Origin of the sequence: uncultured Brachyspira sp., from assembly GCF_944388875.1 — a bacterium.
GTDB lineage: Bacteria > Spirochaetota > Brachyspiria > Brachyspirales > Brachyspiraceae > Brachyspira.
This window is the reverse complement of record NZ_CALXKQ010000006.1, coordinates 54,550-70,101: the sequence shown is the minus strand read 5'-3', so window position 1 is coordinate 70,101 and position 15,552 is coordinate 54,550. Positions and strand designations below refer to the sequence as shown.

The window sequence follows — 15,552 nt, the reverse complement described above, 5'->3', positions numbered from 1 at the left end:
AATTATAACCATAAAAATGATATATTACAAGTTATTTTCTATATATTTTAATACTTCAGATGAGTATGTTTCTACCGTAAAGTTTTTTAATATAGACTTTGATTTAGATAATATATTTTCTTTTAAATTATTCTTATACACATATATTATTTTTTCTGCTATATCATCAATATTATTCATATCACAGCTTATAGAATAATCTCTAACAGCTTCATATACTCCAGACTTATTTGATATTATGGATATGCATGAAGAGTAAAGTGCCTCTATAACTGTAAGACCAAAAGGTTCATTTACAGCAGGCATTATAAGGGCATAACTTTTATTAAGCAAATCATGTTTTTCATCTTCTGATACAAAGCCTTTAAATATAATATTATTTTCCATATTTATATTATGTACTAATTTTTTTAAATTATTTTCATGTCTTCCTTTACCTGCTATGATAAATTGAAGATTTTTATTATCTATTTTTTCCAATGATTTTTTAAATGCATAAATTGCTTTTTCTAAATTTTTAGGCTTTTCTATTCTTCCTATATATACAAAATATTCACTATTATTTATTGGCATTATATTATCAGAATCTATTTGCGTTATGCATGGATATATAACTTCAGCATCTCTCTTATAGACTCTTTTAATACTTTCCTTTGTTCTTATGCTGTTCGCCATTATATAATCTATTTTGCTTACTCCAAGCCTGTCAAGATGCATTGTATATCTTGCAATTATATCCCAAGTTTTCTGAAGTTTTTTATAACTCTCATCATCATACCCGTAAAGCCTTACACTTGGCTCATGGCAGTACCAAAAACTTTTAGGAAGTTTTATATTGTTTTTTTTAGCATAATTAAAAGCTAATCCAAAAAAAATCGTAGCTGGAAAATTATGTATTAAAACAGCATCATAATTTTTTAATTCATTAGAGAGAAATTTAGCTGCTTTGTTAAACAAGAATGGATTTAATGTTATATCAGTTTTAAATTGTTTTATATAATCTGGCACATTATCTCTTAATCTGTACGTATATATATCAGCCTCTATTGATATTTTATGCCAGCTTTCTATTGATGCCAATATTACATTTTCAGCCCCGCCGTTATATCCGAATGTAGGATGCAATATAGCTATTTTCTTTATATTTTTTAAATTACACATTTTATTATGATAATTTATTTTTTATAAACTTACAAGCAATATTTTTTATATATTGTAATTAAAAAATTAATATAATATTTATTTCCTACCATACTATTATTTTATTTAAGGGGTTTGTATTTGGTTCTTCTTCATAGATTTTTATATCTTTCGAAAATTTTACCTTGTATTCATCTAATTTATAATTATCAAATCTTGCAAAATTATTATACGTAATATAACCATGACTAGAATTTTTTATTATTTTATCCGTATAAATATCTTGTACATTTCTAGTTAATTCACTGAATGCATAATTAGATATAACTAAATCATATTTATTATTTTTTAGTTCATCCATTGTTATAAAATTTAACTTATTTTTATCAATATCATCAAATTTATTCATATACTTTGAAGTTAAAGAAAGAGGAGATTCTAAATCAACGTATGTGTAATCCTTTATATTAAAATACGACATAATTATTCTTGATTGACCTCCATATCCAACACCTATTTCACATATTCTAAAATTATCTAGAGTTTTGAAATATATAATTAAATCAGATAGAACTTTTATGTATCTCAATGTAGATGGGCAAATTTTTCCAACATTTTCAAAATCTTCTAAGGTTGCACCTCCATATAAGTCATTTTTTTTAAATTTTTCAAAGTCATTATTATCAAATTGGTTTCTACTAATTATTACATCTAAATATAATTTACCTGTATCATAATCAACATGCTCAAGAACTTCTTTATAATCAAGATTTTGTCTAAAAATATTAAAATAGTTATCATTTTCAGAAGCTAATTTACAAATATTTTTATAACCAACCATACAATCTGTTATACTAGTTTTATCTTTCATATATACATCATAAACCATATTGTCCAATTGTTCTAATACTGTAAAGTGTTTAATTAACAATTCTCTAACAGAATTTCTTAACGTTTTAAAAGGTATATACCAAATTATATTATTGATATTTTTTATTAGTTTTTCATCCATTCTATAATCCTCATAAATTATTTAAAATACAAAAAACCAATGCATCAATTTAATTCTAAACTGAAACATTGGTTATTATTTTTAATAATATGATGTTTTATTTATATATACATTAGGTCTTGTCTTGTCTTGTCTTGTCTTGTCTTGTCTTGTCTTGTCTTGTCTTGTCTTGTCTTGTCTTGTCTTGTCTGCATTTTATTATCCATTAGTAATATTGGGTTAATATAACATATATTTTAATTAATGCAAGCACAAATATTATTCATTGAACAAAATGTATAATTTTCTACTATTATTCCATTAATTACTGTTTCGCATGACATTGATTTTTTATATATTTAATTTATATTAAATTAAATATATAAATTAAAAGATGTTTCAATTTATATAAGGAGCTGAAATGAAAAATATATTAATAATATTAAATTTTTTATTTATTTTTATTTCATGCAATAATTCAAATGCACCTGAAAATAATAATTTTGTAATATCAACAAATGAAAACGGAAGCATACTGTTTGAACAAAAAGATATTACTTACAATATTGATTATAAGCCTAATGTTGTTTATGCTAGCAAAGATAATATAGATTTAACACTTCAGATATTAGTTCCCAGACTTCTTGAAGTTGATACTAATGCAAGATATCCATTGATAGTTTATATACAAGGTTCTGCATGGAGAAAACAGAATGTATATAGAAATTTAATTGCACTTGGAGATTTTGCTAGAAGAGGTTATGTTGTAGCAATAGTAGAGTACAGACCAAGCGACATTGCCGTTTTTCCAGCACAGATTGAAGACACTAGAGATGCTATTAAATTTATGATTGATAATGCAGATAAATATAGTGCAGATACGAATAATTTATTTGTATGGGGTGATTCTTCTGGAGGACATACATCTTTATTTACAGCAATACCTTTAAGTGATGACGATAATACAATACCAAATATTAATGCAATAATATCATATTATCCTCCTACAGATTTACTCGAAATGAGAAATGATCCTTTAGGCTCAACTACTGGAGATGCTAATAGTCCTGAAGGCATTTTGATTGGCAGAAAAAATGTTTATGATTTTCCAGAAGAAGCTAAAAGAATAAGCCCTTATTATGAGATTTCAAAAGTTAGTAATATGCCTCCTATATTTTTGGCACATGGAACTGCTGACAGTGTTGTTCCTTTTAGTCAAAGTAAAATTTTAGCTGATAAATTAAAAGAAGAAAACAGAATATATGAGTTTTATGCTATTAAAGATGCTGATCATGGAGATTGGCAGTTTTGGACTAAAGATATGTTTGATTTAGTTGAGAATTTTATAAACAAATATAAAAAATAATTTTTTATTAAAGTTTTAACTATACTGTAATTATAAAAATATTACAACTTAAATCTTCGACCACTTTTCTACTTTTATAACCCAAGCATTAGTTTGATTGGCAGCTTCAAGTCCTACTTCGCTGTCTTCAAATATAATGCTTTCTTCTTCTTTTACATTAAAATGTTTCATACATTTAAAAAATATTTCTGGATGAGGTTTTTTATTTTGTATATCATTTCCTGTTAATACTAAGTCAAATAATTTTTCAAGCTGAAATTCTTTTAATATAGCATAAGCTCCTTTTGGAGATGAGGTTGTTGCCAAAGCTGTATATTTAGATTTTTTTTTATTATCTATTAGTATTTCCAGCATTAGAGGGTGAATATTAACCATATTCAAATTTTGTAAATATATATACTCTTTTCTATTATGTATTTTTTCTATAAGTTCATTATTTTTATTATCATCATCTGTAAGTTTATTGTTTAATTTTAAAATATTATTTGTGAATGTTTTATAATGCAGCCCAAAACATTTATTGTAATAATAATCTTTGTCTAATTCTATACCGTATTCTTTAAAAGCATTGCTGTATGAGTAGTAATGCAAATTTGCACTATCTATTAAAGTACCGTCCATATCGAATATTAATAATTTTATATTGTTATAGCTTATCATTTTTATTCCTAATTTTTGTTTATATTATTTAATATATAAATTAATTATAGCATATAAACTCATAAAATAAAGAATTCCAATTTATAATAAAAATGCTATAATAAGTTTTATATCTATACTAAAAAAGTATTGAGTATTAAGAGAGAAAAACATATATGAAAAATATTAAATTAAAAATTGAGAAAATTATTAGTCTGCTTTCAGATGGACTTTATGAAAGAGAAGAAATAGTTGCATTAACATTTTTAAGTGCTATAGCAGGCAAACCAGTATTTTTATATGGTCCGCCAGGTACAGCTAAAAGTTTTATAGCTAAAAGAATTTCATCAGCTTTTAAAGAGTCAAAATACTTCGGATATTTGATGCAAAGGTTCAGCACTCCTGAGGATATATTCGGACCTATTAGTTTGGAAGAGTTAAAAAATGACAGATATATTAGAAAGATAGAAGGGTATCTTCCAGACTGTGATTTTGCATTTTTAGATGAGATTTGGAAAAGTACTCCTGCCATACTTAATACACTTTTAACAATAATAAATGAAAGAGTTTTTAAAAACGGATACAAAGAGATAAAAGTTCCATTAAAAGCATTGATTTCTGCAAGCAATGAAACACCTCCTGAAGGTCAGGGACTTGAAGCATTGTATGACAGATTTATTATGCGTTTAATGGTTAGTCCTATGAAAAATAAAGATAATTTTGAAAAGATACTTCAGAATACTGAGGCTAATTCTTATATAGAAATAGATGATGATTTAAAAATATCTACAGATGAGTGGATAAAAATGCGTGATGAAGCTAATAATATTAAATTATCAAAAACGGTTATTGATGTAATTCATAATATAAAGCTTTCAATAGAAAAGTTTAATGAAGATAACAGAGATATTGCTATTTATGTATCCGACAGAAGATGGCAGCATATTTCTTATTTGTTAAAAATGTCTTCGTATTTAAATGATAAAAATGAAGTTGATATTTATGAAACTTTTTTAATTGATAATTGCTTATGGAGTTTAGAGGAACATATAGAAACTGTAAAAAAAATTGTAGAAAATGCTGTTAGATTATCGTATGATTTAAATAATGAAAATATTAATGAATGGAGGGAAAGTTTCAAAGATCTTCAGGAAAAAGTTGATAATGAATTTTATAATTTAGAAAAAAAGTATGATACAGAAAATATAGATGATAAAGAATATATAGCAAAGACATTAAATATTAATATGGATGAATATGGAAATATAGGAGATACTATAATTTATATACCATTAAAACAATTAGGAAAGAAAGGATATTTTTACCCCTTAGATATAGGAAGGAATCAAACAAAAAAATTCAGATGCAATTTTAATGGTACTGATAAATATACAATAGAGATAAATTCCGCTATCTCTGTTAATGGCTTCGTATCTAATAGGCTTTCTAAAAATTATGAATATTTAGCTGATGGAGAAGCTGAATATTATATGAATAAAGTTAGTGCCAAAAAAATAACAAAATATCAAAAAGAAGAATATACTAAACTTATTAATTCACTTATATCAAGTATTGATAATATAATTATAGATTTAAAAGATAATTTTTTTAAAAATGAAAAAAAATCAAAAAGTATATTCATATCAGAAGAAAAATTTAATTTTTTTACAGATATGTTTAACTCTTATATAGATAATATTGAAAGTGAAAAATTGGATGCTGAAAAATTAAAAAGTGAAATAGAAAACCATGATACAGTTTGATAATGATTCTTATAAAAAAGAAATAATAAAAACAGAAACAATGGCTAGGGGAGTTTTTCACGGCTCTTTTAATAATATTAATGATAAAAGATTAGAAGAAGAACTTGAAATAAAAATAACAAAATGGAAAAAAGATTTAGATACTTTTATTGATGAAAATAATCCTTATGATGAAAATAAAATAGAATTAGAAATATCATTAAAAAAGTTAAAAAGATTAAAAAATAAAAATATAAAAACTACAAAAGAAGATATTATAAATGATTTAAATAGCTTTAGTATTTTATCAGATGATAGTAGTATGGAGTTCTGGAAAGATAAACTTTACAATTCTAAAAATCTCAATATCATAAAAAATAATATTTTATCTTTATGGCAGAAAACTTATTATAAAAAAAATAATGAATGGATTGTTCATACAGTAAAAGAAAAGAGAGATAAATTTATTACTGATATAGAATCTTGGATTAGTTTGTTAAAGAAATTAAAATACATGTCCAATATTTTAAGAATAAAAACAGGTGTATTATGGGATTTTAGAGTAGGAGAGCTTGAAGAAAATGATATATCTATTTTAAATAAATATGTTGATTTTATAAGCAAATACAAAGACATAGAAATTATATGCGATACTATGGGAAGAAGAGTAGATTTAGAAAAGTCTTTAAAAAATGCTGAGTTTAAAAATACTTATAGTTATACAAATAAAAAAATAAGTTCTAAAGAAGAGATAGTTGGTATATATTTTGCTAAAGATATAGAAAATGTTGTTTCTGAAGAGCTTTCACTCTTATGTGCTGAAGATAGTGAAAAATTATTTAAATTAAAATATATAGAAAACAGACTTATGTGTTTTGATAAAAGTGCCTATGTATTTAATGAAAATGAATTTGATAAGGTTAAATCTGGGTATAAAGAAGGAAAAGGTGATATGATTATATGCATAGACACAAGCGGTTCTATGAAAGGTACAAATGAATATATTGCTAAGGCCATTATGCTAAAAATGGTAATGCAGGCTTTATCTGAAAATAGGAATGCGTATTTAATTAATTTCAGCACAGAAATATATACATGCAAATTTACTAAAAATGATGGAATTAATGATTTAATTAAATTTTTGAAATTAAGCTACTATGGAGGTTCTGATATATATAAAGCTCTTTATGAGGCTTGCAGAATAATGCAGACTTCTTATTTTAGAAATGCTGATGTGTTGGTATTGTCTGATTTTATAATGGAGGATATGCCTGATAATTTAGTAAAAATATGCAGCAAGCAGAAAGATAAAGGAAATAAATTTTTTGCTGTATCTATTGGAAAATTTCCATTTGGATATTCATATAAAAAGGTGTTTAATAATCACTGGATATTTGATACCGATAATGGTATTAAACATGCATTTTAATATATTATTTTTATAAATATATTATAGATTTAGATGTTCAATAGTATATGAATTATAAATTTCTCTTGGAAGAAGCATATTAATTAATAACTTAACTCTTTCTATATTTCCAGTTGAATATATGTTTATATATGGCTCAGCATTTTTATTTGTATTTAATAAATTATTATTTTCTAAATATTTTTTTATTGATGAAGAAGTATTTAATGCAGGATCTATAATATTTTTTATAGAGTTATTGCTGCTTTCATTTAATACTTTCTGTATATCATCCAATATAAGAGGATAGTGAGTGCATCCTAATATTAATGTATCAGACTTTGAATCTATTTTTTCTAAATATCCTTTTAAAACTTCAAATCTATTGCTATGGCTGTACCAATCACTTTCTATCATAGGGCATAAATCCCTGCATGCTATTTGAGTAATTTTTATATTATTATTATATTGATTTATTTTTTCTATATAAGCATTAGAATGAACTGTAAACTCTGTAGCCATTATTGATATATTATTATTTTTAGTGCTTTTTACAGCATCAATTACACCATTAGATATGACTTCTATTATTGGGGTATCATATTTTTCTTTTAGAATATAATAAGTGCATGCTGTTATAGTATTGCATGCTATGATTATTATTTTTGATTTTTTTTCTACTAAAAAATTAACTATTCTTAATGTTAAATTTATTATCTCATCTTTAGATTTACTGCCATAAGGTATATTTGCATTATCTCCCACATATATATAATTTTCATTAGGCAATATTTTTAACAGCTGTTTTAATACTGTTATACCTCCAAATCCAGAATCAAAAATTGCTATCGGCATTGAATTAGTAATCATAGTATAATTTTTCCTAAATAATGATTAATTATAATTAGTATTTAACATAATGTCAATAATAAAAATTATTATATACAGTATTTCTATATACTTTATTATATTGTGATATATATGTTTTATTTTGTAATAAATTTGCTTGTATTAAGCAGATAATAGTGTATAATAAAGTATTAAAAATTTATGATAATAGGAGTATTTTTGATGAACAGTAGTATTATGGAAGCTCTGCAAATAATGGTCATAGGTATGGGCGTTGTTGTATTGTTTTTAATTATATTAGTTTTCGTTATGAAATTTGTTAGTACTGTTGTAGCTCAGGTAGATAAATTAATGCCTCCTCCTCAAGAGGCGTCTGTATCTTCTCCTGCACCAGTTCAAGCAGTAAATAATGATAAAATGGTTGCTATAGCAATAGCTTTAGCACATGTTCACAGTAATAAATCCAAATAATAGTGATTTTTAAGGAGATATAAGAATGGCTAAAAAAGAAATAAAATTTATGCTTACAGCATTTAGAGATGGTTTCCAATCTGTTTATGGTGCTAGAGTATTATCTAAAGATTTTATGCCTGCTGTAGAAGCATTTGTAAAAGCAGGTGTTACATATTTTGAATCAGGCGGCGGTGCAACATTCCAAAGTGCTTTCTTTTACAATCAGGAAAATGCCTTTGATGTAATGGATACTTTTAGAAAAACAGTAGGACCTGATGTAAACCTTCAAACTTTAGCAAGAGGAGTTAATGTAGTAGGTTTGGAATCTCAGCCTAGAGAAATGATTAAGCTTCATGCTGATCTTTTCAAAAAACATGGTGTTACAACAATTAGAAACTTTGATGCTTTAAACGATGTAAACAATCTTATTTTTAGTGGTAAATGCATAAAAGAAGCAGGGCTAAAACATCAGGTATGTGTTAGTATGATGGCACTTCCTCCAGGATGTGAAGGGGCACATGATGCTGCATTCTATGGAAAAGTATTAACTCAAATAAAAGATAAAGTAGATTTCGATTCTGTATGTTTCAAAGATGCTTCAGGTACAGCAACACCTCAGGTAGTTTATGATACTATTAAGGAAGCAAGAAGAATATTAGGAAAAGATATTCATATACAAATGCACAGCCATGAAACAGCAGGTATAGGGGCTGTTCAGTACAGAGCTGCTTTAGATGCAGGTGCTGATTGTATAGACCTTTCAGCTGCTCCAGTATCAGGCGGTACTTGTCAGACTGATTTAATAGTTATGTGGCATGCTTTAAGAGGTACAGAATATCATTTGGGTATAGATATAGATAAAATCAGAGAAGCTGAAGAAGTATTTAAAGAATGTATGAAAGATTACTTCCTTCCTCCAGAAAGCAGAACAGTAGAACCTATGATTCCATTTGCTCCAATGCCAGGCGGTGCCTTAACAGCTAATACTCAAATGATGAGAGATATTAATGTAATGAACAGATTCCCAGAAGTTATAAGAGCTATGACTGAGGTTGTTAGAAAAGGAGGTTTCGGTACATCTGTAACTCCTGTATCACAGTTCTATTTCCAACAAGCATTTAATAATGTAATGCAGGGCGATTGGAAAAAAATAGCTGATGGTTATGGTAAAATGGTATTAGGATATTTTGGTAAAACACCTTCTACACCTGATCCTGAAATAGTAAAAATTGCAAGCGAGCAATTGGGATTGCAGCCTACTACTGAACTTCCTATGGATATAGATGATAAAAATCCTAAAAAAGGAAGAAAAGCTGCTGAACAGGCATTAAAAGATGCTGGAATAACTGATCTTTCAGATGAAAATGTATTTATAGCTGCTGCTTGTAAAGAAAAAGGTATACAATTCCTTAAAGGCGAAGCTAAACTTGGTATCAGAAAAAATGCAGGAGGTGCTTCTTCTGATGGTGTAAAAGCTACAAGCAATGAAGTTACAGTTACTGTTGGAGGCTCTAGTTACGGTATAAAAATAGAAAACGGCAAAGCTATAGTTGATGGAGTAAGCTATGATTATACTATTAAAGATGGTATAGCTGCTGGAAGTTCTCAAGCTGCTGCTCCTGCTTCAAGTGGTTCTGCTACTCCTATTACAGCAGGTTTGCCTGGTACAGTAGTGAAAATAGTAGCTCCAGTTGGAACACAAGTTCAAGATGGTTCTACAATATTAGTTGTGGAAGCTATGAAAATGGAAGTAGAAATAAAATCTTCTGCCAGCGGAGTTGTTAAAGAAGTTAAAGTTAAACCAGGGGACGCTGTAGTTGCTGGTCAGGAATTAGCTATAGTTGGCTGATAGATGATGCTGGTTTTAAGGAGATAAAAGAATGAGAAAAGTATTTTTAGTATTTGCACTTATCTTTATGACAGCATCAATTGTACTGCCTCAGGAAAGTGCAGATAAGCCGCTTAATATAAAAGATTCGCTTATTTCTTTAGCGAGAAATACTGCTTTTGGAGGACTTTTTCCTAGAAGTGAACAAGAGATAGCAGAAGCTCAGGCTAAAGCTGAAAAAAGCAAACAAGAAAAATATCAAACTAAATTAAACGACATAAAAGTTAAAACAGTTCCTCTATGGCAAAATATTATAATGATTTGTGTTGGCTTGCTTTTAGTTTATCTGGCTATTTCTAAAGGATTTGAACCTTTGCTTTTAATTCCTATAGGTATGGGAGGAATACTTGCAAATATTCCAATAGCCAATATTGCTGCATTGCCTGTTGTAGAAGTTATTAATGGTATACCAGTTACTTTAAGCAGCGGAGGTTTTTTAGGACAGATATATAATTTTGGTATTGAATCTGGTTTATTCCCATTATTTATATTTATAGGTGTTGGTGCAATGACAGATTTCGGACCTCTTATTGCTAATCCTAAAACAGCTTTATTAGGTGCTGCTGCTCAGATAGGTATATTTGGAACATTATTAGGTGCAATGCTCATATCAGCTTATGTACCTGTAATTTCTTTTACATTAAAAGATGCTGCTTCTATAGGTATTATAGGAGGTGCTGACGGTCCTACAGCTATATTCACAGCTTCAAGATTATCGCCTCATCTATTAGGTGCTATTGCTGTTGCGGCTTATTCATATATGGCTTTAGTTCCTATTATTCAGCCTCCTATTATGAAATGGCTTACTACTGAAAAAGAAAGAAAAATTGAAATGAAACAGTTACGCCCTGTTAGTAAAAGAGAAAAAATTATTTTCCCTCTTTCTGTTATTATACTAGTTGCCTTGCTTTTACCTGATGCTGCTCCGCTTATAGGTGCATTAATGTTTGGTAATTTAATTAAAGAATCTGGTGTTACTGACAGACTTTCTAAAACTGCTCAAAATGAATTGATTAATATAGTTACAATAATGCTAGGATTATCAGTTGGAAGTAAATTAGCTGCAGATAAGTTTTTACGTTTTGAAACTATTGGTATATTAGTTTTAGGTTTAATTGCTTTCTCTATGGGTACAGCAGGAGGAGTTCTTCTTGCTAAATTTATGAATTTAGTTAGTAAAGATAAAATTAATCCTCTTATTGGTGCTGCTGGTGTATCTGCTGTTCCTATGTCTGCAAGAGTTGCCAATAAAGTAGGGCAGGAATCTAATCCTCACAACTTCTTACTCATGCATGCTATGGGTCCTAATGTTGCTGGTGTTATTGGATCAGCGGTTGCCGCAGGAGTTCTTTTGGCTATACTTGGTTAATAGTTGAATTATTTATCAAATATTAAAGGTGTAAATCTTCTTTAGGTTTGCACCTTTTTTATAAAATTTATTTTGAAATTTTTTACATACTTTAGTATAATTTTTATATATAAATTAATACTAGAATTGAAATATGATTAAAGATATACCAAAATACATTAAATATCTAATTGACAGAATGCTTAATAAAGGCTTATTATATCAATTAATGCTTTTAGTTTTTGCTATAATAATACTTCTTTTAATAGTTTCAATATTTATAATAGTTTTTTTCCAATACCCTCCTAAAGATGCATTTTGGGATAGTTTAATGCAGTTTATAGATACTGGAAATATATCATCTGTAGAAGGAAGTACTGGTATAGTGATAACATTTTTAATGGTTACTTTTATCGGTGTATGCGGATGGGGTTCTCTTATAGCCATGATAAATAAAGCTTTACAGGATAGAATTAATAATCTTAGCAAAGGCAATGCATTTATTATGGAAAAAAATCATGCTATTATATTGGGATATGGAGAAGAGGCTTTAACTATAGTAGAGCAGTTTATTATGGCAAAGGTAAAAACTATTATAATACTTTCTGATCATAATGTTGATGTTATAAGAAAGAGGGTATCTTTCATAAAAGGTTATAAAAAGAGTAATGTTATAATAAGAGAGGGAAATACCAGCAGGATAGAAAATATTAAACTCCTTAATATAGCAAAATCTTCAAGCATATCAATAATAAATAATGATGATACAGAATCATTAAATATACTTCTCGCATTAAAAAAAATAATTGAAGAAGAAGAACTTGATAAAAAAATAAATATATGCGTATTAGTTCATGAAGAAGATACTATTGAAATAATAAAATCTATTGAAGAAAAAAACTTTGTTATACATATAATTTATAAATATGAAATTCTTTATAAACTTATAGCACAAAGTATTATTTATACAGGATTAAGCAATGTATATGAGGATTTATTTTCTAATGACGGAAATGTATTTTATATAGAAACGGATCATAATTTTGATAATTGTAAATTTGAAGATGCTGCTTTAAAATATCTTGAGAAGGGAATGATACTTCTTGGTATAACTAAAGAAGATAGAAGTCCTTTGTTAATACCAAATTATGACAATTTTATAAAAAAAGAAAATAGACTTGTCATATTATCAAGAAATAATAATGATGATTCTATAAATGAATACCCTGATATAAAACCAAGTATTATAAAATATAAAAATAATATTCTGCTAATATGCGAAGATAAAAGATATGATGAAATAATCAAAGAAATTTCAGAATATATAGAAAATAATAATATAGCTATGATTAGTTATGATTTAATAAAGTCCCAAAAAAACAAATATAAATTCATGCTTGAAAAATTGAAAAAAGAAGGAATAACAAAAATAGTTTTGATATCTGAGGATAATATTACCGATGTAAAAAGCATAAATATACTTTTAATAATAAGGCAAATCATTAGGAAAGAAAATTTGAATATAGCAATATTATCTTTGCTTAATTCTATACAAAAGAGAAATCTAATATATTCAGATGATGTAAGAGATTTTATAGTAAGCGGAAAACTTATAGGCATGCTTATGGCTCAGGCTTCATTGAGTTCAAATATATTATATATTTTTTACGGTCTTTTAAGCAAAAATGGAAAAGATATAATAATGTCTCCGTATTCTGATTATTTTCAGGAATCTAAAACTTTTCAGGATGTTTATTTATCTTTATTAAAGAAAAAAATAGTAATAATAGGGGTAAAAAGATATAATGATGTTATTTTAAATCCTAATAATGAATGCTTATTAGACAATAAGGATGAAATTATAATTATAACCAATTATATTTTAGAAGAAGAAAATGAAGAATTAATTTTTTAATTTATATTAATTACAATAGGAATGATTTTATGTTAATAGATAGATTATCAAAATATATAAAATATAAAATAGACAGAGTATTTAATAAAGGATTATTATACCAATTAATGATATTAACACTAATTATAGTAATATCATTATTTATCATATCTGTATTAATGAGAATCTTCTTTAACTATCCAATTTTAGAAGCATTTTGGGATAGTTTAATGCAGTTTATAGATACAGGTAATATATCAGCCGCTGAAGCTGACAGAGGCTTCAATGGAGTTGTTATTATTTTTTTAGGAGTAACATTTTTTGGTGTATGCGGATGGGGTTTATTAATTGCTATGATTAATAATTCATTGCAAGAGAGAATAAAAAATCTTAGTAATGGAAATGCTTTCATAATGGAGAGAAATCATTCTATCATACTTGGATATGGAGAAGAAGCTTTAACTATTATAAGTGAGTTTATATCAGGAAGAGCAAAAAAAATAGTATTATTATCTGAAGCAAATCCAGATGAAATAAAAAAAAGAATATCATTCTTTCCTAATTATAAAAAAACAAATATAGTAATAAGAGAAGGAAATCCAAGCATATTTGAAAATTTAAAAATGCTTAATATAGAAAGAGCTCATAGTGTTACAATAGTTAATGATGATGATGTTAAATCATTAAAAATATTACTATCATTAAAAAAAATATTAAAATCTGCATCTCATATAAAAAAAATAGATATATGTATATTAGTTAATAAAAAAGAAAGTATAGAAATTATATCATCTATAAATGACAGCGAGCTATTTGATATACATATAATTTATAAATATGAAATACTTTACAAATTAATAGGACAAAGTATAACATATACAGGATTAAGCAGTATTTATGAAGAATTATTTGATGTTAGCGGAATAGATATAAGGATAGAATACAATAATCAAAATAAAACATTTGAAGAACTATCCTCTATATATTTAAAAAAAAAGAGAAATATTAATGGGTTTAGTTCATGAAGAAATAGCAGAAATTAATAAAGTAATAAAACCAAAAAAGAGCCTTCTAATACCAAACTATTATGATAAAATAAAAGAAAAAGAAAAGTTAGTAATTCTTTATCAAAAAGAAGATAATATTAAAAACATAGATACAACTATTCATATGACAGATAAAATAATGTATGATCATAATGTTCTTTTAATATTAGATACCAAAAAAGAAAATGAAATTATCAAAGAAATATCACAATATACAGAAAAGGAAAAAATAGTAAAACTTTATTATGAAGATATAGAAAATGCAGAAATAAAAAAGGATTTTATTGCATCAAAGATAGCTGAAAATAAAATAAGTAAAATAGTATTAATATCAGAAACATTAGAAACAGATATAAAAGCAATCAATATTCTTTTAATAATAAGAAGAATAGTTAAAGACCACTATGATATTCCTATTCTTTCTTTAATGAGTTCTATAGAAAATAGAAATCTAATAGACTCTAATGATATAAGAGATTTTATAGTAAGCGGTAAATTAATAGGAATGCTTATGGCTACAGCTTCTAATAATTCGGATTTGCTTTATATATTTAATGATCTGCTTACTAAAAATGGAAATGATATTATTATGGTTCCTTATAAAAAATATTTTCCTGATAATGAATCTATGAATTTTGAAAATATTTATATTTTATTGCTTGAAAAAAATATTATTTCTATAGGAATTAAATATAAATCTAATATAGTTTTAAATCCAGAACATGATTATGAAGTTAATAAAGAAGCCGAAATAATAATTATAATAGATGAAAATACAAAAAAATAAT

13 protein-coding genes are annotated in these 15,552 nt (G+C 26.3%); 9 read left to right on the top strand and 4 right to left on the bottom strand.

The window, feature by feature from the left end:
- Positions 1–24: 24 nt before the first annotated feature.
- Entirely contained in the window at positions 25–1,161 is a 1,137-nt protein-coding gene (locus tag Q0J69_RS06120) for a glycosyltransferase family 4 protein (protein WP_297205132.1), read from the bottom strand.
- Positions 1,162–1,246: 85 nt separating this feature from the next.
- Complete coding sequence (locus tag Q0J69_RS06115; RefSeq protein ID WP_297205130.1) at positions 1,247–2,152, bottom strand: putative sugar O-methyltransferase; 906 nt, start codon at positions 2,150–2,152, stop codon at positions 1,247–1,249.
- Between the two features lie 400 nt (positions 2,153–2,552).
- On the opposite strand from Q0J69_RS06115, the gene Q0J69_RS06110 reads away from it, so the two are divergent.
- Positions 2,553–3,497: an alpha/beta hydrolase gene (locus Q0J69_RS06110; RefSeq protein ID WP_297205128.1), complete on the top strand. Its 945-nt coding sequence runs from the start codon at positions 2,553–2,555 to the stop codon at positions 3,495–3,497.
- 48 nt (positions 3,498–3,545) lie between these two features.
- Here the strand turns inward: Q0J69_RS06110 and Q0J69_RS06105 are convergent, their stop codons facing one another.
- A complete protein-coding gene (locus tag Q0J69_RS06105) occupies positions 3,546–4,157 on the bottom strand; it encodes an HAD-IA family hydrolase (protein WP_297205126.1) in 612 nt (203 codons plus the stop codon).
- A 155-nt stretch (positions 4,158–4,312) separates the two neighbouring features.
- Here Q0J69_RS06105 and Q0J69_RS06100 point away from each other — a divergent pair, with 155 nt between their 5' ends.
- Positions 4,313–5,899 carry an AAA family ATPase gene (locus tag Q0J69_RS06100; protein ID WP_297205124.1) on the top strand — a complete coding sequence of 529 codons (1,587 nt, stop codon included), beginning with the start codon at positions 4,313–4,315 and terminating at the stop codon, positions 5,897–5,899.
- Complete coding sequence (locus tag Q0J69_RS06095) at positions 5,886–7,307, top strand: VWA domain-containing protein (RefSeq protein ID WP_297205122.1); 1,422 nt, start codon at positions 5,886–5,888, stop codon at positions 7,305–7,307. Before Q0J69_RS06100 ends, Q0J69_RS06095 begins: the two co-directional genes overlap by 14 nt.
- A gap of 21 nt (positions 7,308–7,328) precedes the next feature.
- Here Q0J69_RS06095 and murI read toward each other — a convergent pair whose 3' ends face one another.
- Complete coding sequence (murI, locus tag Q0J69_RS06090) at positions 7,329–8,156, bottom strand: glutamate racemase (protein ID WP_297205121.1); 828 nt, start codon at positions 8,154–8,156, stop codon at positions 7,329–7,331.
- Between the two features lie 201 nt (positions 8,157–8,357).
- On the opposite strand from murI, the gene Q0J69_RS06085 reads away from it, so the two are divergent.
- The 6 genes from Q0J69_RS06085 (at position 8,358) to Q0J69_RS06060 (ending at position 15,551) form a co-directional block, all read left to right on the top strand.
- Complete coding sequence (locus Q0J69_RS06085; RefSeq protein WP_297205118.1) at positions 8,358–8,606, top strand: OadG family transporter subunit; 249 nt, start codon at positions 8,358–8,360, stop codon at positions 8,604–8,606.
- Between the two features lie 25 nt (positions 8,607–8,631).
- Positions 8,632–10,437, top strand: a complete 1,806-nt coding sequence (locus Q0J69_RS06080; RefSeq protein WP_297205117.1) for a biotin/lipoyl-containing protein — start codon at positions 8,632–8,634, stop codon at positions 10,435–10,437.
- Between the two features lie 31 nt (positions 10,438–10,468).
- Positions 10,469–11,845, top strand: coding sequence for a sodium ion-translocating decarboxylase subunit beta (locus Q0J69_RS06075; protein ID WP_297205116.1), 1,377 nt, complete (start codon positions 10,469–10,471; stop codon positions 11,843–11,845).
- Positions 11,846–11,978: 133 nt separating this feature from the next.
- Entirely contained in the window at positions 11,979–13,739 is a 1,761-nt protein-coding gene (locus Q0J69_RS06070) for a hypothetical protein (RefSeq protein WP_297205115.1), read from the top strand.
- A gap of 29 nt (positions 13,740–13,768) precedes the next feature.
- Complete coding sequence (locus Q0J69_RS06065) at positions 13,769–14,743, top strand: hypothetical protein (RefSeq protein WP_297205114.1); 975 nt, start codon at positions 13,769–13,771, stop codon at positions 14,741–14,743.
- Complete coding sequence (locus Q0J69_RS06060) at positions 14,727–15,551, top strand: hypothetical protein (protein ID WP_297205113.1); 825 nt, start codon at positions 14,727–14,729, stop codon at positions 15,549–15,551. Before Q0J69_RS06065 ends, Q0J69_RS06060 begins: the two co-directional genes overlap by 17 nt.
- Position 15,552: the final 1 nt, after the last annotated feature.

Coding starts and splice junctions, on each gene's coding strand:
- Q0J69_RS06080 (WP_297205117.1), top strand. CDS start 8,632: ATGGCTAAAAAAGAAATAAAATTTATGCTTACAGCATTTAGAGATGGT.
- Q0J69_RS06060 (WP_297205113.1), top strand. CDS start 14,727: ATGGGTTTAGTTCATGAAGAAATAGCAGAAATTAATAAAGTAATAAAA.
- murI (WP_297205121.1), bottom strand. CDS start 8,156: ATGATTACTAATTCAATGCCGATAGCAATTTTTGATTCTGGATTTGGA.
- Q0J69_RS06120 (WP_297205132.1), bottom strand. CDS start 1,161: ATGTGTAATTTAAAAAATATAAAGAAAATAGCTATATTGCATCCTACA.
- Q0J69_RS06085 (WP_297205118.1), top strand. CDS start 8,358: ATGAACAGTAGTATTATGGAAGCTCTGCAAATAATGGTCATAGGTATG.
- Q0J69_RS06065 (WP_297205114.1), top strand. CDS start 13,769: ATGTTAATAGATAGATTATCAAAATATATAAAATATAAAATAGACAGA.
- Q0J69_RS06105 (WP_297205126.1), bottom strand. CDS start 4,157: ATGATAAGCTATAACAATATAAAATTATTAATATTCGATATGGACGGT.
- Q0J69_RS06095 (WP_297205122.1), top strand. CDS start 5,886: ATGATACAGTTTGATAATGATTCTTATAAAAAAGAAATAATAAAAACA.
- Q0J69_RS06115 (WP_297205130.1), bottom strand. CDS start 2,152: ATGGATGAAAAACTAATAAAAAATATCAATAATATAATTTGGTATATA.
- Q0J69_RS06100 (WP_297205124.1), top strand. CDS start 4,313: ATGAAAAATATTAAATTAAAAATTGAGAAAATTATTAGTCTGCTTTCA.
- Q0J69_RS06070 (WP_297205115.1), top strand. CDS start 11,979: ATGATTAAAGATATACCAAAATACATTAAATATCTAATTGACAGAATG.
- Q0J69_RS06075 (WP_297205116.1), top strand. CDS start 10,469: ATGAGAAAAGTATTTTTAGTATTTGCACTTATCTTTATGACAGCATCA.
- Q0J69_RS06110 (WP_297205128.1), top strand. CDS start 2,553: ATGAAAAATATATTAATAATATTAAATTTTTTATTTATTTTTATTTCA.